This window comes from Hyphomicrobium sp. ghe19, assembly GCF_902712875.1.
GTDB lineage: Bacteria > Pseudomonadota > Alphaproteobacteria > Rhizobiales > Hyphomicrobiaceae > Hyphomicrobium_B.
This window is the reverse complement of sequence record NZ_LR743509.1, coordinates 1819777-1838644: the sequence shown is the minus strand read 5'-3', so window position 1 is coordinate 1838644 and position 18868 is coordinate 1819777. Positions and strand designations below refer to the sequence as shown.

21 protein-coding genes are annotated in these 18868 nt (G+C 60.1%); 11 read left to right on the top strand and 10 right to left on the bottom strand.

Going from position 1 to position 18868, the window contains the following annotated elements:
* Positions 1-1119: a polysaccharide deacetylase family protein gene (locus AACL53_RS08770; protein ID WP_339084109.1), complete on the bottom strand. Its 1119-nt coding sequence runs from the start codon at positions 1117-1119 to the stop codon at positions 1-3.
* A gap of 13 nt (positions 1120-1132) precedes the next feature.
* Positions 1133-1936 (bottom strand): enoyl-CoA hydratase, encoded by an 804-nt coding sequence (locus AACL53_RS08765; RefSeq protein ID WP_339084108.1) that lies wholly within the window; start codon positions 1934-1936, stop codon positions 1133-1135.
* A gap of 222 nt (positions 1937-2158) precedes the next feature.
* On the opposite strand from AACL53_RS08765, the gene cysE reads away from it, so the two are divergent.
* The 3 genes from cysE to AACL53_RS08750 are packed head-to-tail and all read left to right on the top strand — an operon-like array spanning position 2159 to position 3766.
* A complete protein-coding gene (gene cysE / locus AACL53_RS08760) occupies positions 2159-2986 on the top strand; it encodes a serine O-acetyltransferase (protein WP_339084107.1) in 828 nt (275 codons plus the stop codon).
* 21 nt (positions 2987-3007) lie between these two features.
* The gene (locus AACL53_RS08755) at positions 3008-3223 is read left to right on the top strand and encodes a DUF3126 family protein (protein ID WP_339084106.1); all 216 of its coding nucleotides are present in this window, start codon (positions 3008-3010) and stop codon (positions 3221-3223) included.
* 12 nt (positions 3224-3235) lie between these two features.
* Positions 3236-3766: a gamma carbonic anhydrase family protein gene (locus AACL53_RS08750; protein ID WP_339084105.1), complete on the top strand. Its 531-nt coding sequence runs from the start codon at positions 3236-3238 to the stop codon at positions 3764-3766.
* A gap of 186 nt (positions 3767-3952) precedes the next feature.
* Here AACL53_RS08750 and AACL53_RS08745 read toward each other — a convergent pair whose 3' ends face one another.
* The 3 genes from AACL53_RS08745 to AACL53_RS08735 all read right to left on the bottom strand — a co-directional run bounded on the left by AACL53_RS08745 (position 3953) and on the right by AACL53_RS08735 (position 6220).
* On the bottom strand, positions 3953-4633 hold the full coding sequence (locus AACL53_RS08745; RefSeq protein WP_339084104.1) for a transglutaminase-like cysteine peptidase: 681 nt from the start codon (positions 4631-4633) through the stop codon (positions 3953-3955).
* 159 nt (positions 4634-4792) lie between these two features.
* Positions 4793-5422: a PilZ domain-containing protein gene (locus AACL53_RS08740; RefSeq protein WP_339084103.1), complete on the bottom strand. Its 630-nt coding sequence runs from the start codon at positions 5420-5422 to the stop codon at positions 4793-4795.
* 156 nt (positions 5423-5578) lie between these two features.
* Positions 5579-6220 carry a PAS domain-containing protein gene (locus AACL53_RS08735; RefSeq protein ID WP_339084102.1) on the bottom strand — a complete coding sequence of 214 codons (642 nt, stop codon included), beginning with the start codon at positions 6218-6220 and terminating at the stop codon, positions 5579-5581.
* Positions 6221-6458: 238 nt separating this feature from the next.
* Here AACL53_RS08735 and AACL53_RS08730 point away from each other — a divergent pair, with 238 nt between their 5' ends.
* Together AACL53_RS08730 and AACL53_RS08725 are read left to right on the top strand one after the other, a co-directional pair.
* The gene (locus AACL53_RS08730) at positions 6459-7184 is read left to right on the top strand and encodes a rhomboid family intramembrane serine protease (protein WP_339084101.1); all 726 of its coding nucleotides are present in this window, start codon (positions 6459-6461) and stop codon (positions 7182-7184) included.
* A gap of 185 nt (positions 7185-7369) precedes the next feature.
* Positions 7370-7801 (top strand): CBS domain-containing protein, encoded by a 432-nt coding sequence (locus AACL53_RS08725; RefSeq protein ID WP_339084100.1) that lies wholly within the window; start codon positions 7370-7372, stop codon positions 7799-7801.
* Here AACL53_RS08725 and AACL53_RS08720 read toward each other — a convergent pair.
* Positions 7783-8787, bottom strand: coding sequence for a patatin-like phospholipase family protein (locus AACL53_RS08720; RefSeq protein ID WP_339084099.1), 1005 nt, complete (start codon positions 8785-8787; stop codon positions 7783-7785). The two genes, AACL53_RS08725 and AACL53_RS08720, sit on opposite strands and share 19 nt — an antisense overlap.
* Before the next feature lie 170 nt (positions 8788-8957).
* Complete coding sequence (gene hisI, locus AACL53_RS08715) at positions 8958-9374, bottom strand: phosphoribosyl-AMP cyclohydrolase (RefSeq protein ID WP_339084098.1); 417 nt, start codon at positions 9372-9374, stop codon at positions 8958-8960.
* A gap of 248 nt (positions 9375-9622) precedes the next feature.
* Here hisI and AACL53_RS08710 point away from each other — a divergent pair, with 248 nt between their 5' ends.
* The 5 genes from AACL53_RS08710 to AACL53_RS08690 all read left to right on the top strand — a co-directional run bounded on the left by AACL53_RS08710 (position 9623) and on the right by AACL53_RS08690 (position 13866).
* On the top strand, positions 9623-10081 hold the full coding sequence (locus AACL53_RS08710) for an iron-sulfur cluster assembly scaffold protein (RefSeq protein ID WP_339084097.1): 459 nt from the start codon (positions 9623-9625) through the stop codon (positions 10079-10081).
* A 300-nt stretch (positions 10082-10381) separates the two neighbouring features.
* Positions 10382-11017, top strand: coding sequence for a hypothetical protein (locus tag AACL53_RS08705; RefSeq protein ID WP_339084096.1), 636 nt, complete (start codon positions 10382-10384; stop codon positions 11015-11017).
* An 84-nt stretch (positions 11018-11101) separates the two neighbouring features.
* On the top strand, positions 11102-11380 hold the full coding sequence (gene yidD / locus AACL53_RS08700; protein ID WP_339084095.1) for a membrane protein insertion efficiency factor YidD: 279 nt from the start codon (positions 11102-11104) through the stop codon (positions 11378-11380).
* Between the two features lie 112 nt (positions 11381-11492).
* A complete protein-coding gene (gene thrS / locus AACL53_RS08695; protein ID WP_339084094.1) occupies positions 11493-13436 on the top strand; it encodes a threonine--tRNA ligase in 1944 nt (647 codons plus the stop codon).
* Between the two features lie 181 nt (positions 13437-13617).
* A complete protein-coding gene (locus AACL53_RS08690) occupies positions 13618-13866 on the top strand; it encodes a hypothetical protein (RefSeq protein WP_339084093.1) in 249 nt (82 codons plus the stop codon).
* Positions 13867-14015: 149 nt separating this feature from the next.
* Here the strand turns inward: AACL53_RS08690 and AACL53_RS08685 are convergent, their stop codons facing one another.
* From AACL53_RS08685 to AACL53_RS08675, 3 genes are all read right to left on the bottom strand, one after another.
* Positions 14016-14825, bottom strand: a complete 810-nt coding sequence (locus AACL53_RS08685; RefSeq protein WP_339084092.1) for a GTP-binding protein HSR1 — start codon at positions 14823-14825, stop codon at positions 14016-14018.
* Positions 14826-14922: 97 nt separating this feature from the next.
* Positions 14923-15882, bottom strand: coding sequence for a lysophospholipid acyltransferase family protein (locus AACL53_RS08680; protein ID WP_339084091.1), 960 nt, complete (start codon positions 15880-15882; stop codon positions 14923-14925).
* 21 nt (positions 15883-15903) lie between these two features.
* A complete protein-coding gene (locus tag AACL53_RS08675; RefSeq protein ID WP_339084090.1) occupies positions 15904-17139 on the bottom strand; it encodes an FAD-dependent monooxygenase in 1236 nt (411 codons plus the stop codon).
* 235 nt (positions 17140-17374) lie between these two features.
* Here AACL53_RS08675 and AACL53_RS08670 point away from each other — a divergent pair, with 235 nt between their 5' ends.
* The gene (locus tag AACL53_RS08670) at positions 17375-18676 is read left to right on the top strand and encodes a porin (protein WP_339084089.1); all 1302 of its coding nucleotides are present in this window, start codon (positions 17375-17377) and stop codon (positions 18674-18676) included.
* The last annotated feature ends 192 nt before the right edge of the window (positions 18677-18868 follow it).

Here is an 18868-nt window from a genome sequence, read left to right as displayed (position 1 = left end):
TCAATGATCGGTCGCTTGGGGTTTCTGCGGGGCGCTTTTGGCCGTCTTCGATTTGGACGGTGGCGAAACGGCGGCGGTCGCCCCGTTCTTGTCGGAGGAGATCTTGGCCGTCGAATTCTGAGCGTTCGAATTCAGCGGATGCTGCAGGGCGCTCAAGAAGTCGTAGCGATTGGTGTCGCCGGGCTTGCGATCGTAGCATTCGGACGTGATCACCGGCTTGCCCATTGTCATCAGTTCGCTGACCGTTACGAATTTATAGCCCTTGGCCTTCAACTTCGGAATAGCGATCGCGAGTGCCTCGGCGGTGTGCCAGCCGCGCCCGTTCGCGTGGTTGACGATAATCGAGCCGGGCTTTGCTTCGTTCACCATGGCTTGCGCAATCCTGGCAGCCGATACGTGCGGATCGGGATCGCCCGTGGCGACATCCCATTGGATTGCTAACATGCCCGCATCGTTGACGGCTTTCATCGACGCGTCGTTGCAGGCCCCGTAGGGAAAGCGGAAAAGCGTCGGTTGCACTGGAATGCGGCTCATCGAGTCCGGCGCTGACGACGCAACACATTGCTGCGCACCGAAGCGGCCTCGCGCGTCCTCATATGCCTTTTGCGGAGCGAGCACCTGCTGGTTCACGGCAGCAGGTTGCAACAGGCGCAGGTTGGCGTGCGTTTCGGTGTGATTGCCGATTTCGAACAAGGGATCGGCCAACAGCTGTGCGGTGCGCTGTTGATGTGAAACCATCCACTTTCCGCCCGCAAAGAACGTTGCCTTGACGCCCTGCTGCCGTAGATAATCGAATATGCGCCCGTCGTAACCGGCGACTTCTCCACGTTGCTCGCAAAGGTCGAACGTCAGCGCGATTGCCTTCTCGCCGGGCGGAAGGTTGACGCGGCGGATCGCGCCGCGAAGCGCATCGGGAACGGGAGACGCAGGCGTAAACCCTGTGATTTTGATCTGAGCATCGAAAGAGCGATTGCCCTTTGTGATCGTCTCTTCACCCGGAACGGCCGCAAGCGCAGCCGGCGAAAAACACGCTTCGAGCAATGTCTTGTCGCCTGCCCATGCAGCCGTCGCCGTCAAGGAGACGAGAGCCACGGAGCCAAGGATGCGAAACCAGGTCATGCGCACGGTCAATTCATTTGCCCTTGAATACTGGCTTGCGCTTTTCAAGAAATGCCCGGCGGCCTTCGCCATAGTCTTCGCTTTCGAAACAGGCCGCGACGGCGGCATCGAGGCGAGTCATATCGGGATTCTCGGGATGGCCGGAGATTTCGTCGATCACCTGTTTGGCTGCCGCGACGGACAACGGTGCGTTCGCGGCAATCTCCAGCGCCAGCGCCCGGACGGTCGCCTCGAGTTCGGCCGTCGTCACGAGTTGCGAAACGAGGCCCATCGCTTCTGCATCGGCGGAGCGGAAACGGCGTCCAGTGAATAAGAGTTCCTTGGCGCGCGCTGCCGGAACGGCGGCAAGGATCGGCCGCACCCAGCGTGCATTGTAGCCAATCCCGAGCTTGGCCGCAGGAATGGCGAACTGGCTCGCATCGTCCGCAATCCGCATATCGCAGCAGAGAGCAAGTCCAAGTCCGCCGCCGAGACAAAAACCATGGATCATGGCAATCGTCGGCTTGGGGCAGCCGATGAGCGCATTGAATGCGTTGTCGTTCAACGCATCGTATGTCTTGGCGGCATCCCCGGTTCTGGAACTCTCGAATTCGGAAATATCGGCGCCGGCCGAAAAGGCCTTGTCGCCCGCGCCGCGCAAAACGACGACCCGGACGTCTGGATCGGCAACCGCTTGCGCGACCGCGCCCGGTATGGCCTCCCACATGGCGGCCGTGAGTGCATTCATCCGCGCCGGATTGTCGGCCGTGATCCAGCCGATGGCCCCGTCCTTGACGTATCGCAGCGTCGGGTTGGCGACTTCCGCGGCTTGAGCCATGCATCTTGATCCTTCTGTTCGGGCGGCCATCTAAGGCGCAATAAAACGGCCGGCAAACCGGGGCCAGGGCGGCAGATGCACGCGGCGACGAGAAAGTGTATACGTTAACGACGCGATCGATTGACCGTGGTTTACGCCGGCGTTAATCGGCAGTTGCTAATTTGGATCGGTTCGCGTGCGTGCGCGGGCCTTCAGGCCCTCATTCCGCGTTAGAGGCAAGACGTGTCGAACACAAAGACAGCCACATCCAAGGTCCAAATCGTCGACCCGATCTGGGCGCAGATCCGCGCCGAGGCCGAAGCCGCGATGAAGACCGAGCCCGCGCTCGGCAGCTTCATCTTCGCGACCGTTCTCAGCCATCAGATGTTGGAAGATGCGGTCTGCCATCGGCTCGCCCAGCGGTTGAACCACACCGACGTGGATGCCGGGCTCATCTCGCAAACATTCCAAAGCGTGATGGCCGAGCACCCGGGCATCGGCGCAATTTTCCGTGCCGATCTCCAGGCGGTTTACGACCGCGATCCGGCATGCACGCGCTATCTCGACCCGCTGTTGTACTTCAAGGGTTTCCACGCTCTCGTCACGTATCGCTTCGCGCACGCGCTGTGGAAGAGCCGCCGCTATGATTTTGCGCTCTATCTGCAAAGCCAGTCGTCGCGAATGTTTGCGGTCGACATTCATCCGGCCGCGCAGTTCGGCAAAGGCATCATGCTCGATCACGCAACGGGTTTCGTCGTCGGCGAGACAGCCGTCGTCGGCGACAACTGCTCGTTCCTGCATGCGGTGACACTTGGCGGCAGCGGCAAAGAGATGGGTGACCGCCACCCGAAGATCGGCGATAATGTGCTCGTCGGAGCGGGGGCCAAGATCCTTGGTAATATCAAAGTCGGGCGTTGCTCGCGCGTGGCTGCCGGATCGGTGGTTCTCGCCGAAGTGCCGCCCAACGTAACCGTCGCCGGAGTACCCGCGAAAATCGTCGGCAGCGCAGGTTGCGCCGAACCCGCCCGCTCAATGGAGCAGGGTTGGGTTGATGATTTCGGCGGCCTCTGAAATTCGTTCAGGAGAAAGACATTGAAGAAAGAAGAACTCGCACGCCTGCAGTCGTACCTGCGTAAAACGTTCGGCGCCACCAACCTTGAAATCAAACCGCAGCCGAAGAAAGACGACATGGCCGAAGTCTTCATCAATGGCGAGTTCGTCGCGACGCTTTATCGTGAAGTCGAAGAGGGCGAGACGTCCTATCAATTTCAGATGGCGATCCTCGATATGGACCTCGAAGGCGTCTAGAGCCCGATCAGAATGCCCCTTTATAAATTCGATGGCATAGGCGTGAGCACGCCGGCAAACGGCGTGTTCTGGGTCGCCCCCAATGCCGTTCTCCTCGGCAAAGTGAAGCTCGAGGAGGACGCGAGCGTTTGGTTCGGCGCCGTGCTCCGCGGCGACAACGAATTGATCACTGTCGGGGCCCGGTCGAACGTGCAGGACGGCTGCGTTCTGCACACCGATCCGGGTTTTCCACTCACTATCGGCGAAGACTGCACCGTCGGTCACATGGTGATGCTGCATGGCTGCACCATTGGCCGCGGCAGCCTCATCGGCATCGGCAGCATCATTTTGAATGGTGCTCAGATCGGCGAGGAATGTGTTATCGGCGCGAATACGCTGATACCGGAAGGAAAGATCATTCCGCCCCGGTCGATGGTTATGGGTTCACCCGGCAAAGTCGTTCGTCAACTGAGCGACGAAGAAGCCCATCGCTTCGGCGGCGGCGCACGGCGCTACGTTGAAAAGTGGAAGCACTACGCCGCGGGCCTTACGCCGCAAACTTGAAATCCTGACGTTAAATCCTCGTTGACCGCGTTTGCATGAACCGGCCAAAAAAAAGCGGGCCGGCGTCTCGGGGGAAGACGCACGGCCCGCGAACAGGTCGGACTCGATCGGGGGATCGGCCGGGGGAACGGCCAAAGATCGGTTTTCAGTCCGGCCTGCAAAGTTTTTTCGTCGACTACTGCCCAATTACCGGTAACCCGGCGTCGTCTCGATGATCCCCGGATTGACCGACTGAACACCCGACAGCGCAGCAGGCGTCGCGGCATCGTTCGGGTCGAGTGATACCCAAACCTTCGGATCCATATACGACTGCCGCATCACATAGTGATAAGGCGTCTGGTTCCACAGCCGCACGACATCGACCTTGTTGTCGAGGATGAAATCGCCTTGCGTCGTACGCGCCGTAAGTACGGCGTGTCCTTCGTTCTTTTCGTCACGAACGACCGTCATCAAAAGCGATGAGGACGGCCAGCCTCGAGCGATGAGACGATGACGCTTAAGAAGTTGGTAATCTTCGCAATCGCCGCGCGTTTTCGGCAGCGTCCAGTATTCGACGACGCCGTAAACTTCGAGATCGGTCGCGGGTTCAATCTCGTGATTGACCGAGCGATTGACCTCGTCGAGCTCGCTCAAAGCCTGTGGTGTCGCCTGGTAACGCGCGTCATCCTGTGAGGTGACGATACATTCCTGAGGCATGCGCTCACAGAAAGCCACAAAGCCATATGGCGGCTGGGAACTTCCGTATACCCGCATAAATTCGGGAGCTCGCGTCGCGGGGCTGACCACCGCTACCTGCTGCGCTGCCGCCGGCATCACTGCCGCAAATAGTCCAACTGCCAAGTAAATGGCTACGCTACCGTACTTCATGATACGCCCTCGAACACGGTACGATACAGTACGCGAGACAGCTGCTTTTAGCATGAATGCCCGCCGTGGCATTCGCACTAAAGTTACATCCAAATTGAACTTTAGGATTTTGGCAACTCGGCGGGCGATTTGAGGCATCACACAACCAACGCGTAATGTTCAAGGAAATCTGTCGCGCAACGCCTCGGGCGAAAGCAGCGACAGGAATTGTAAACCTATGCCGTGTCCGTGGTGACGCCGAACGATCGCCCGCGTTTTTCCAGCGATCACGAGGCTTCCGATCGGCGGCCGTGCCGGAGTGCCGATTGAAGCGCCGGATGCTGAAACATCGAGCAATTCGACGTCAATTATGACGCCTTCTTCGACCCTCAACGTCGTCCGCCGCCCGCGAGTTCCTGTGCGCTCATGCAACCGGCCGACCTCGTCAGGGAAGTCATCCTTGTTCACCAGCCACATGATTTGCGCCGCGAGCTTCTCGCGTTTGTGCTCAGTGACTTTAAAAGCAAATGCGAAGCCGTCGGACGTAATTCGCGCGACCACGCCTTCAAGGCCGCCGAGATGCTCGAGATAGACGACGACGCGCTCACCGATTTCGGGCACGTTCGTCGTTATGATCGCGGCACCGCCGACTGAGATGTTCTTGAGCTGGCATGTGTATTCGGTGCGGTCAGGGCGCATGAAGCGGCCCGAAAGCGAAAGCGGCATCCTGCGATGCCTGCGCAAGTCTCCCGCCGTCAGCGCATCAGTCTGCTGGAGGACTTCCCGGATGATGCTCGAATGCACGGACATAGCCGACCCTTGGGACTGAACGGGGTGGGTTCATTGGGCGCTATCCGCGGTGTCAACACATGAACGCTACCCGGAATGACTATGCCGAAGACCTCCTTAATGAAGTTCTAATCAGCGCATCAAAATCGATTGGCTCCGGGTAAGGTTATGTCCGTCCTAAAGATTATCTGTCTTCGCCGTTCCGCTGAGGCCGCCCTCATAGACGCGGAATTGCCGGCGCGCCGATCGCACAATTCTGGCCTCTCGAATGGTCGGGCAAAACGGTGTCTGGCGATTGACGGTTTCGACTTCGCGGCGTGTCGAGCCATCGGGCCGGATGAGCTTGTGGCGGACAAGCGAACGATGCGGAAGAGGCACCCTGCCGAGCCATTCCGGCCTGTCGATCGGCACGACCGAACCGAGATAGCGTTCCACGACATCGCGCGTGTGGACCAAAGGCAAAATCATGATTTCGAAAGAGGCCGAGTGACTGCGCCCATCGTGGGCGGACATCTCGAATACGCCGACCGCGGCCTCAGAGGTGATGAGTGAGATTTGCCCTTCCAATGTGGCTGCGTCTTCCTCGTTGAAGAGCCTGAGCAGACTTTGCCCGCGCAATTCCATGCCGAAGGCTTCGGCGATCCGTGTTCCGGCGAGGCGGAACCTCAGCGTCGCATAATCGACGCGCTCGAGAATGAATGTATCGGGGAGATAATTGGCAATGCTCGACGGGTCGATTTCGAAGCGCTTCGGCGCCAGCCGATCTCCTCGGAGGTCGTTCCAATAGGTAAACAGCGATTGGCTGACAGCTTCTTTCATGCGAACGGGCACCTGGCAACGATTGCAACTTGGCCGGACGCGGTTAAAGCCGGTCCGTACCATTTCGGCGCACGACGCTGGTGCATCTGCCCGACGGACCTGTGGGGAGCATGCTTCGTGCCATCCGGGAGGTCTTCCGCTCGAGGTGCGGGTTCTCGGTGTTGCCCGGCTCGAACCGAACGGCTAACAACGGCCGTCCGGCAGACAGATGCCGCATCGCATCAAAGTGGGACGCCCAGTGAACCGAGAACCAATCTTCAACGTCCCCGGCACGGTGCTCGCGATCCTTGCCGTTTTGATCGCCGTCCATGCCGTGATGTCGTTTCTGACGCCGGACCAGTTCATGTGGTGGCTGCTCGCGCTCGCTTTTATTCCCGCGCGCTATTCAGGATTGGCGGGCGAGCTGCCGGGCGGCGACGTGTCGGCAATCACGTCGTGGATTTCGCACATGCTGGTTCACGCCGACATCACGCACCTCGTGTTCAATTCGGCGTGGATGCTCGCGTTCGGATCTGTCTTGTGCGCTCGCCTCGGGGGAGGTCGCTTTTTGGCGTTCTCGATTGCGGGCGGAATGTGCGGTGCACTTCTGTTTCTCGTTATCAATCCTGAACTGCTGGCACCCGTCATCGGAGCAAGCGGCGCCATCTCCGCGATGATGGGCGGCGTCATGCGATTTCTCTTTCCGGCGCTCGATAGGGGCGAAGGCTATTTGCTTCGCGAACGGCCGTCCGCAATCCCGGCCCTAACGTTAAGAGGCGCTTTGAGCGACAAACGCATTATCGCTGTGTCCGCCGCTTTTCTTGCGATCAATTTGCTGGCGATCATCGGCTTCGGTAAATTCGGCGAAGAGGGTGATATCGCGTGGGAGGCGCACGTCGGCGGATATCTATTTGGTTTGTTCGCACTTGGTGCTTTCGATCGTGCAGCGCAAAATGATCCGCCGCCTTCACTGGATTCAGATTGAAGCCTTGCATTCATTCCGGATTTGCCCCAGCCTTTAGGTAGTTCGCCGTAAGAGCGGATATCAATTAGGGTGAAAACGCAACGTTGTGCCGGCTGAAGACGGGCAAGCTTGCGAATCCTCCGGAGCGCGCAAGCGCAAAGCTCTGCATTCCGTCACGCACGACGTTCGGAACGGAGGCTGAACCAGTGATCATTGGACAAATACTCAAGTCGAAAGACCGCGGTGTCATGACTGCGCGTCCAGATGACTCGATCCAGGAAATTGCTTTGCGGCTAGCCAGCCGCAAGATCGGCGCCATCCTCATTCTCGGCGCCACCGAAAACGTCGTTGGTATTATTTCGGAGCGAGACATCATACGATTGATCGCGGAGCATGGAGCCGCGGCGCTCACGATGCTTGCTAAAGAAGGAATGACTCGCGATGTCGTTTGCTGCACGCGAGAGTGCACGCTCGACGAGATCATGGAGACGATGACGAAGGGACGCTTCCGCCATATTCCCGTCGTCGAAAACGGCGCGCTCGTCGGCATCATTTCGATCGGAGACGTCGTCAAGCACCACACGGCCGAGGTGGAACTTGAAGTGAGCGCAATGCGCGGTTACTTGGCGACCGGTTGATCGCTCGCGATCGAACCACCGGTTTGCAGGCGCGCGCGATTAGGTGCGCGCCTCGGATCGCATATTTCAATTTCGCGGACCATGTCGTCGAGCTGACGCTCGACGGCTTGGCTGCCGCGCTCGATGGCTTCTTCCGCACGGTGAAAATCGAAGAGGCCGACGTCCTGAAGCCGCGGTGAAATCATGGCGTCAGGGGGATCACCGGCAAGCCGCGAACGCGCGATGCGGTCCTGTACGATATTGAGAGCATCGACCATCACCGTCGAGATGCCGGGAGCGCCATCGCGCTTTCCGAGAATCTGACGTTGCAGAAGAGCGCGCACGCCGCGCTTGTCCTGCGGCTCCACTTCCTGAGCCATGTGCAATGCTTCTTCGCCTTCCGCAAAAAGCGCCTCGGGTGTGGAGATGACGCTTCCGCGACCTAGAATATCGAAGTTCAAATTGACGGCGATAACGTAGCGAGCGCCGAGGGCGCGGCAAACCGAGACCGGAATGGGGTTCACCAGCGCGCCGTCGAACAGCCAGCGGCCATGAACTTTCACCGGCTTGAAAACACCCGGCAGCGCATAGGATGCGCGGACGGCGTCGACCAACCGGCCGCGCGACAGCCAATGTTCGTGCCCAGTGCCGATTTCCGTCGCAACCGCCGTGAAACGGGTTCCAAGATCTTCGATGTTGCGGTCGCCGAGATGTTGCTCGAGGCGTTCGCACAAACGCTGGCCGCTGATCAGGCCGGTGCCGGCGAAGTTCAAGTCGAGGTAGCCGAATATGCGCTTCGGAGTAAGTTCGCGCGCCCAGCGCTCCAGGTTGTCGAGATGGCCGGCCGCATGACATCCGCCGACGACCGCGCCGATTGACGTGCCCGCGATGATATCCGGCTTGATGCCGGCGCGTTCCAAAGCTCTGAGAACGCCGATGTGCGCCCATCCGCGGGCGGCACCTCCGCCCAGCGCCAATCCAATCCTAACACCCGCCGCGCGGTCCATGTTGGCACTCCCTGCCGGCGGGCGACGGCTCTAACATTCGAGCAGCGTCCGCAAACCTTATGCTAGCGCTGCGGCATTAAGGCCCCGCTACCAATAGGTAATCAAGGTGTGAACAGGGCGAGCCAAAGCAACTGGCGGAAGCGCCGGGATGGCAGCAGACATATCCGTAGTCAGGCGAGCGTCTTCGGCTCCGGAAGGTCTGCAAACTCGAGGACGGGCGTTCCGTTGCCGGTAGCTGGCACAACTCGGCGATAGAAGCAGGAACGAGCGCCGGTATGGCAGGCGACCCCATCGCCTTGAACCTCGGCTGCTATCCAGATGACGTCCTGGTCGCAGTCGGTGCGCAGTTCGATGACCTTGAGCAGGTTCCCGCTCTCGTCGCCCTTTTTCCAAAGCTTCGCGCGCGACCGGCTCCAGAAATGCGCAAATCCGCTGGCGATGGTTTGCGCCAGGGCTTCCTCGTTCATGTAGGCGAACATGAGAACATTTCCCGACGCCGGATCGGTCACGATCGCGGGTATCAGGCCGTCCGGTCCGAATACGGGCCGAAAGGAAAGGGTGGTCTCGTCGGTTTCGCCGTCCGCCATCTGCAACTCTGTCTAGGTTGGGGCCATCATCGGGCCCGCCACAATATCGGGTCCACCGCCGCATAGGCCAATTATGGCGGTTGGAAAGGCCCGATCGTCGTGGGATCGTTGGGGTATCGTTCCGTGCCGGAATGCCGGCAGATCTCGTATTCACGGCCGGCAGGCCTTATATACGGCTCTTGATATGTTTAGACGAGAGGCGGGACACCGCCCGCGATCCAAAAGACCATAAGACGCAAAAGAGACCTATGGCCAACCTCGATGAGATCTACAACACGCGCATTCTCGAGCTGGCGGGAGCGATCTCGCGAACAGGAAGATTAGCCCACCCCCATGGCACCGCGACGGGTCATTCCAAGCTCTGCGGATCGACCGTGACCGTCGATCTCGAATTGGAGGATGGCCGGGTCAGCGATTTTGGCCAGTCGGTCAAGGCCTGCCTTCTCGGTCAGGCGTCGGCGTCGGTCATGGCCCGCGAGATCGTCGGCTCGACGCCGGAGGAACTCCGCACCGTCGGCAACACGATGCGCGCCATGCTGAAGGAAGGGGGACCGCCCCCCGCCGGGCGTTGGGCGGACCTTGCTGTCCTCGAGCCTGTCCGCAACTACAAAGCGCGCCAGGCTTCGACGCTGCTTGTGTTCGACGCCGTCGAGAGAGCACTTGACGATGCAGTCCTTCGGACGGACGCGCTGCAAGTAGCGCGCTAACCTTTACTGCAACTTTTTGCGACTAAGCCTGCCGCGAAATCATTCAGCCAATCGACGAGAACGATGCGGCGTGCTGTATGTCCCAAAGATGCGACCAGCAGGACTCATCGGCGCAGACAGCCTCAGCAATGCCATCTTTTTCAAGCGGTTACATCCGTCAAACTGAGTGTGGAAGTCGAACCGTCTGCCGGGTATGCAAGTCACGAGTCGAACACGAGTCGAAGAGAATTTTCGGGCAGGCCGAAGCGGCGGCGTGTAAACGCCCGCAAACCGTAGCCTAGAGCAGAAACGGAGTTTCAGATGGCAGCGCAGGACAACGATAGCGGCGCGCGCGCGGATGTTGCGGCCTCGTCGACCAGCGCGCTCAAATGGGCGGTGATCGCAATTCTCACTCTCCTCGCGCTCTATGGCTGGCATGGCAAGACGTCGGCCGAGGGCGAACTTACGGCGATGCAGGGTGAAGTGACCTCGCTCCGCAAGGCTGTCGACGATGCCGCGCAGGTCAGAAAATCATCGCAGGACGAGATCGATCGCCTGAAGGCCGCTGAGACCGATGCGCTGCGTCAGGTCGACGAGGGCAAGGCCGACGTCTCGACGGCGATGGCCAAGGTGTCGGAGCTCGACAACAAGGCGAATGCGTTGGCCAAGGAAGCCGACGATCTGAAAGCCAAGCTCGCAGCCGCCGAAGAGGACGCGAAGGCGAAGCTCGCGGCAGCGGGCGACGAAACCAATAAGGTCAAGGCTCTGCTCGATATCGCGAACAAGGCGAAGGCCGATGCCGAAGCAGCTCTGGACACAATTCGCGCTGAAAACGACAGCTTGAAATCGCAGCTGAGCGCTGTCCAGAAGGAGCTGGACGCGGCGAAAGTGGCGCCGCCAGCGGGACAGACCCCCGCACCTGCGACTCCCGCCCCGCCGGCAACTCCGACGCCCTGATAACGGCGCCCTGATGACTGCCGCCTGATATCTGCGACGGGTTTGCGCTTGCGTCCGCCCACGGACTTGGCGTCTGCTCGCACAATGAGTTCTACGTTCGCAAAAGCGCTGCTCAAGGCCCCGGTTCACGTCTACCGCTACACCTTCAAAGGCATGGCGGGCGGCCAGTGCCGCCATTGGCCGACGTGTTCTGAATATGCGCTTCAAGCCATCGAACTGAATGGCGCTTGGCGGGGCTTCTGGCTGACCCTCTCTCGCTTCGTGAGATGCGGACCGGGCGGCACGCACGGCGTCGATATGGTGCCCGATATTCGCGCCGTTAAACACACCTTCCAGCCCTGGCGATACGGCCGCTGGCGCTGAGCCGGTGCTGCGATTGGGCTGACTTGACTCGAGCGCCGCCACACCCCATTAGCGCATTCGAAAATCGTCTTACGCCGCGTTCGTTTGCGGCGAGTGAGCAAAGGAGGCCGCGATGACTGATGTTACGATTACGTTCCCCGATGGCAAACAGCGCCAGGTCGCTTCGGGAACCACCGGCCTCGAAATCGCAAAGTCGATCTCGCCCTCACTTGCGAAGCGCACCGTTGCCATGCAGCTCGACGGCGCCTTGGCCGACCTCGCCGATCCGATCACCAAGGACGCGTCGATCAACTTCGTCTCGCGCACCGATCCGGCGGCTCTCGAGCTGATCCGGCACGATGCCGCGCACGTGTTGGCGGAAGCCGTGCAATCGCTTTGGCCCGGCACCCAGGTCACCATTGGCCCCGTAATCGAGAACGGCTTCTACTACGACTTTGCAAAGCAGCAGCCGTTCGAGCCCGACGACATTCCCAAAATCGAAAAGAGGATGGGAGAGATCATCGCCAAGAACGCGCCATTCACCAAGGAAGTGTGGTCGCGCAACCAGGCGAAGAAGTTCTTCAAGGACAAGGGCGAGTACTTCAAGGTCGAACTTGTGGATGCGATCCCTGAGGATCAGGACCTCAAGATCTACAAGCAGGGCGAATGGCTCGACCTCTGCCGCGGCCCGCACATGACCTCGACCGGCCAAGTCGGCAAGGCTTTCAAGCTGATGAAATTCGCGGGCGCCTATTGGCGGGGCGACTCAACGAAGCCGCAGCTCCAGCGCATCTACGGCACTGCCTATGCGACTGAAGACGAGCTCAAAGCCTACCTGCACCAGCTGGAAGAAGCCGAGAAGCGCGACCATCGCAAGCTCGGCCGCGAAATGGATCTTTTCCATTTCCAGGAAGAAGCGCCGGGCTCCGTTTTCTGGCACGCGAAAGGCTGGACGTTGTTCCAGACCCTGATCGCATACATGCGCCGTCAGCAGCAACGCGCCGGCTACCAGGAAGTCAACTCTCCGGACATGATGGAGAAGCACTTCTGGGAGCTTTCTGGCCACTGGGAGAACTACGGCGAGAACATGTTTACGACCGTCCTGCCGGACGAGCGTGTGTTCTGTTGCAAGCCGATGAACTGCCCGGGCCACGTGCAGATCTACAAGCACGGCCTGAAGAGCTACCGCGATCTTCCGTACCGCATCGCTGAGTTCGGCAAGGTTCACCGCTATGAACCGTCGGGCGCCTTGCACGGAATGCTCCGCGTGCGTCATTTCACGCAGGACGACGCGCACATCTTCCTGACCGAAGATCAGATCATGGAGGAATGCCTCAAGATCAACGATCTGATGCTCGCGATCTATAAGGACTTCGGCTTCGAGGACATTTACATCAAGCTCTCGACCCGGCCGGAGAAGCGTGTCGGCGCCGATGCGCTTTGGGACAAAGCCGAGAAGGCGTTGTCGGACGTGCTCGACGAAGTGAAACGCCGCTCGAACGGTCAGGTGAAGACAGCGATCAATCCGGGCGAGGGCGCCTTCTATGGCCCGAAACTCGAGTACGTCTTGAAGGACGCCATCGGCCGCGACTGGCAATGCGGAACGACCCAGGTCGACTTCAATCTCGCAGGCCGCCTTAGCGCCTTCTACATCGACGATCATTCGGAAAAGAAAACTCCCGTGATGATCCACCGGGCGATGTTCGGCTCGCTCGAGCGCTTCACCGGCATTCTGATCGAGAACTTTGCGGGCCACTTCCCGTTGTGGCTCGCGCCGCTCCAGATCGTCGTCGCGCCGATCGTCTCGGACGCGAATGACTACGCGATAGAAGTTGCGCAAAAGGCCGAGGCAGCGGGCCTGCGCGTCGAGACGGACCTGCGCAACGAGAAGATCAACCTGAAAATTCGCGAACATTCGCTCGCGAAAATTCCGGTCATCATCGTTGTCGGAAAACGCGAGGCCGAGGAAAAGAAGGTCTCGATCCGCCGCCTCGGTTCGCAGGACCAAACTGTGCTTGGTCTCGATGAAGCGTTAACCGCGCTCGTCGCCGAGGCCGTGCCGCCGGACCTCCGATAACCACCCGGTAGCGGCGCCGCCATTGGGTGCGCCGTTCCAACACTCGGATGTGATCTGCACCCTGAATATCGGCATATCGGCGGCTTCACGCCGCCGATATTCTTTTGGGGCGGCCACGTGCAACCAACGCCGCGCGCTCCGCGTTTGCACCCATGAAACTGCAACGAACGGAGTTTTGACTATGGCCGCATCTACTTCCCAGTATGGGACATCGACATCACTCGACGACATCAAAGGCAAAGCCAAACAGACCTTTGACGAGGCTTCCGACCGTGCGCAGGAGATAGCTGGCCAAGCTCGGCAGCAAGTCGGCGACATGGCCGGCAACGTGAAGGGCGCAATCGACAAATCGGTGAAAGATCAGCCGATCGCAACATTGGCAATGGCAGCCGCCATCGGCTTCGTCATCGGCGCACTTTGGAAGTCGTAATCACTCGCTTGCGGACAATGCATCGTTAGCCAACGTTCCGCTCGTGAGAACCTTTTAGGCCGTCGAAGGCTCGATTGGGCAACCGCCCTCTGGAGCCTCGGCGGCCTTCGTGCGTGGAAGCGCGGCCCAGGTGAGGTCTCAGCTGAAAACTATGGTTTCGGAATTGGCGCCGGCAGATGTGCGGTCTTACGATTCGACGCGGCTTTCTTGAGCTCGCCGCTATAAAGATCGATCGACGCCGCCCCGACCTCCTGAATAAATGCCCGAACCAAGCGGCCCGAAATCGTCCCCTTGAGCCACTGGATGAGGGAATTCGATAGCTTCTCGCGCAATTCGTAAGTGGCGGCGGTCGCAGGATTGAACATACGCGCAATACGCCATACCGACCAGGCCCGTCCGGCGACGTCGTAGATTCCGCGCCACCGATAGACCTGCGCGAATTGCGCGACCGTCAGGCGGTTGCCAAGCGGAATGGTCCCTTCGAATACCGGCCTGAGACGCGCGCTCACCTGTTCGAGAAGCGTCAAGGCTTCTGGAACGGTGAAGCGCAGCATCGGGTCCTTGCGGTCCGGATGATAGGTCTTGGCGACGATCTCAACCGTCTCGAGACCGGTATTCAGCAAATCGTTCCACGATCCGATGGTTCGCGTGTTTGCATCTCCCGCAAATGTGTCGACGGCCTTCTGCGCGGCGGAACGCAGGGAATCGGCCCCGGAGGAGCCGGGCGGAGGGATCACCTCGGCGGCCGGCTCGTCTTGGTCGGCCTTGGGTGGCGGCCCAAGAGTTCGTCGCTGGAAGAAGAACGCGATGAGCGTGCAGCAGAGCGTCGCTGCAGCCCAATAGATCAGATAGCCATGTTGCCAGAGCCACAGGCTACCCAGCGGGATGAGAGCCAGCGTCGGGAACAGTAGTCCAAGGGATACGATCAACAGGCGTAGTGGTGATAGGGCGTCGCTCATTCGGCGCTCCGTCGCGGTTCAACCTCAGGAAACGCAACCTGTCGATCCGCGGTTCCTATTCAGTCCCGACTTCCGGACACGGCGGAGCGTCCGAAGCTCATTTCCAGCGACGGTTCGACCACATCCACTGTTCTGGGAATTCCCTCACCCAGGCTTCGAACTGACGGGTCATCTCGGCCGTCGCCCACTTCACGTCCTCGCCCTGGTTGGCAGTTCGCGGTACGCGAAGTTCTTTGAGCTCGATCTCGAAACGGCTGTCCCGCCCGATGCGCAGGCACCGCGCCATCCAGATCCGAGCGCCCACCCGGCGAGCAATCATTGCCGGGATGCTCACGGTGCGTGCGTCCTTTCCGAAGAACGGAACGGGAAGTCCTGTGTGGTCATAGAGATCGCAGACGACGCCGAGACGGCCGCCGTTGCGAACGTAATCCATAATGACCCGCGCGGTTTTCTGGCTCTCGCCGTGATCACCCTCGACTTTGCCCCGGCCGAAAAGACCGCCGGGATAAAGGTCGCGGCGCTGATAACGGACATATTGGTCGATGTAGGGATTGTTGACCGTGCGATAGACGCAGGCCGGATTGGCGCCCGAGATCGTCAACGGCCAGATGGCGAGTTCCCAGTTTCCCATGTGAAGCGATGCGCCGACAATCGGGCCGAGTTTGCTCGAATAGCGGTTGAAGACCTCAGGGTTCTTTATGGTGAGCCGGGACGGCTCGGCGATGATCTGGTCGATGCGCATCGTCTCGGCCATGACGCGCCCAAGGTTTTCCCAATGGGCGAGCGCAATGGCTTCACGTTCCTTTTCGGACTTCTCCGGAAAAGCGATCCTGAGATTGTCGAGCGCTCGATTGTGGCGCTTCGGGTTGATTCGGGGCGCCAGACGGCGCCAGCACCAAGCCGAGAAATGCGTCGCGGCGTCGAGAGGCACGGACCGCACCACCCCCGCTATGCCCCGAAGCAGCCAATATTCGAGCCGGAACTGCAAATCGCGCAGCCGTGAAATTTCTGGCGTAGACAGTGCCCGACCCTCGTATTGCCGTTGACCGAGGGTCATGCTCCCCCAACGAGCGGCCCGTCAAGCTTCCATCGCCCCATTTCCCCCGGTCACAGCCGCGGAGGAGGCCATCAAGGCGGGAGTTGAAGCGGATGGCCTGAACCCTTCCCGCATGATCCGGACCCGCAAGGCGGAGCTGGAAGCAAGGGCAAAGAGGCCAAACCCGCGGGCGAGGCCGACGCCCGGAAGGGTACTCAGCAGGGACCGGTTCAGAACGTCGACCGCGAAAACCCGCGTCGCAATGTCTCTGCGTCGCGCGCTTTCATATCGGGCGAGGGTCGCGTCGCCGCCGACATCCGATCCATTGCGTTTCGCGTCACTGGCTATCTCGGCGATCGTGGCCGCATCCCGGAAGCTGAGATTGAGACCCTGCGCGCCGATTGGCGGAATGACGTGTGCAGCTTCACCCGCGAGCACAACCCTGTTTTTGCCGAGCACGCGCGCGGTTTGTCCCGTCAGCCGAAAGGCCTGCCGTGGAGAGAACTCCGAAAGCGCGCCCAGATGTCCTTTGAGCTCCGCGTTAAGCGCGCCAGCAAAACCCAAATCATCAAGCGCGAGCAATCTCGCTGCCTCCTCAGGAGTATCAACCCACACGAGGTGAGACAGCCCGGATTGGCCGGGAACGACGGTCAATGGCCCGGCGCGCCGATGCAACTCGGTCGATACGCCCCGATGCGGACGCTGGTGCCGGAAGGTCGCAACGATCGCCGACTGTGGATACGACCAGGTCGAAACCTCGATGCCGGCGAACTGCCGCGCCGATGATGCCCTTCCGTCGGCCGCCACGACGAGCCGTGCGCGAATCTGGTTCCCGTCACTGTCCGATATCAAAATATAATCGGCCTCCGAGGCGAACCCCGTCACGCCTTCACAGACAATACGGCTGAGACGCCCAGCGCTTGCGGCTTCGAGAGCCCGGGTGAGGGGGACATTCGGAACATTGTAGCCAAAGGCGTCGAGTTCGATTTCCTTCGCCTGGAAATGCACCTCCGGCGCGCTCAGCAACCCACCGCTCGCATCCGCTATGCTGATACCCGAAATCGGAGCGGAGACATCGGCGAGCGCCGGCCAGACGCCGACAGCTTTTAAAAGATCGATGGACCCGCCAAAGAGCGCCGATGTGCGCCCGTCCGTTATGCTGGACCGCGGCCCGAGGACGGCGGTGCTGAGTCCCGAGAAAGCACAGGACAATCCCGTGATGAGCCCGGCAGGGCCAGCGCCCACGACAGCAATGTCAAAAATGTCTGCTCGGCTCATGCCTTAGCCCCTGAAAGTGTGATCATTGAAACACAGAAATGCTCCAAAGGGCAGCCGTTGCAGGCGTGCAACGCCGTTTGAGGCCGGACTGTCACGCATCTGTTAAATTGGCGTGGTTAGCACACACGTAAGTTGCTCACGGAGAAAAACTTCTCAGGGGCTACGGCGAAAAATCGCCCGGCGCGAAGGGGATTGCGCGTCGTGAGTTTTGGGGTCTGTAAACAGAGGGGCACCGATGAAGTCGGTATTCAAATTATCTAGTAGCCGTATGGCGTTAGTGGCAGCCTTCGGGTTGGCCATTGGATTCACACCCGCACAAGCGGCCGATCTGGGCGGCAACTGCTGCGCCGATCTTGAAGAGCGCGTAGCTGAACTCGAAGCCACGACCGCACGTAAGGGCAACCGCAAGGTTTCGCTCACGGTTTCGGGCTGGGTCAACGAAGCTGTGTTCATGTGGGATGACGGCACCGAGCGCAACGCCTACATCGGCACCAACTCGCTCGAGCAGTCGCGCGTGAGGTTCACTGGCGAAGCTCAGATCGCTCCCGGCTACTCGGCCGGTTACACCCTCGAAATCGGTCTCGTGGGCCACGCGTCCAACAAGTGGGATCAAAACTCTCCCTCGAGCAGCAGCGACAACACTCTGACGGTCCGCAAGAGCAACTGGTGGCTGAAGAGCAAAGACTACGGCAAGGTCACTGTCGGTCTCGAAGGCACGGCGATGTATCACATCCTCGACGACGCTGACGGCGCCAACACGCGTAACTTCTCCGACGCTGAGGCACCGGCAGTTGCTCAGGGCTCGTTCCTCCTCCGCAGCGGCGGCGCCGGCGTTAACGGCCTGAAGTGGTCCGACGTCCTTCGCGGCGTGAACAACGGCACGGACGGCCAGGACGGTCGCCGCAACATCGTCCGCTACGACTCGCCGACGATTGCCGGCTTCACGGCGACGGCATCGTGGGGTGAAGACGACATCTGGGCGATGGCGTTGACCTACAAGAACACCATCGGAGACTTCAACCTGCTCGGCAAGGTTGGCTACGGCCAAAACTCCGACGAAACCATTTCGAACTGCTCGAAGCTTAACGGTCAGGATTGCGAACTGTTCGGCGCCGCCGGTACGATCATGCACGTCCCCACGGGTCTGTATGTTTACGGCGGCTACGCGCAGAACCACGACAAGACCGAAGCTAAGATTTCCGGCACTGAAGCCACGGACAGCATGTGGTTCATTCAGGGCGGTATCGAGCAGAAGTGGATCCCGCTCGGCAAAACGACCGTCTTCGGCGAGTATCGTCACGATGACGGCGGCTCGAACCTCGACAAGTCGTTCACGGCCAACAACCTCAGCGGTTACGTCCACAACAGCAGCCTGAACTTCGTAGGTGCTGGCGTCGTTCAGAACATCGAACCTGCTGCCTTGGATCTCTACGTGATCTATCGCCATGCAGACGGCGACGTTACGAACGCTGCCGCCGAGTCGGTCAAGCTCGACGCCTTCGACATGGTCATCATGGGCGCTTTGATGAGATTCTGATCGCTTTCTCCCGTCTGCGTCAGAGTACTGGGGCTGCCTTCGGGCAGCCCCTTTTTGTTGGCGGTCTGCCGCCCAAATGCCGCAATCGGGCAATGGTCCGCCCGGGTAAAAACATGTGTCGTTCTAGCAACATGGCCATGGTACAACAGCGACGATAAGAAACGTCCTCCGTCCAGTTAACGATGGGCTAAT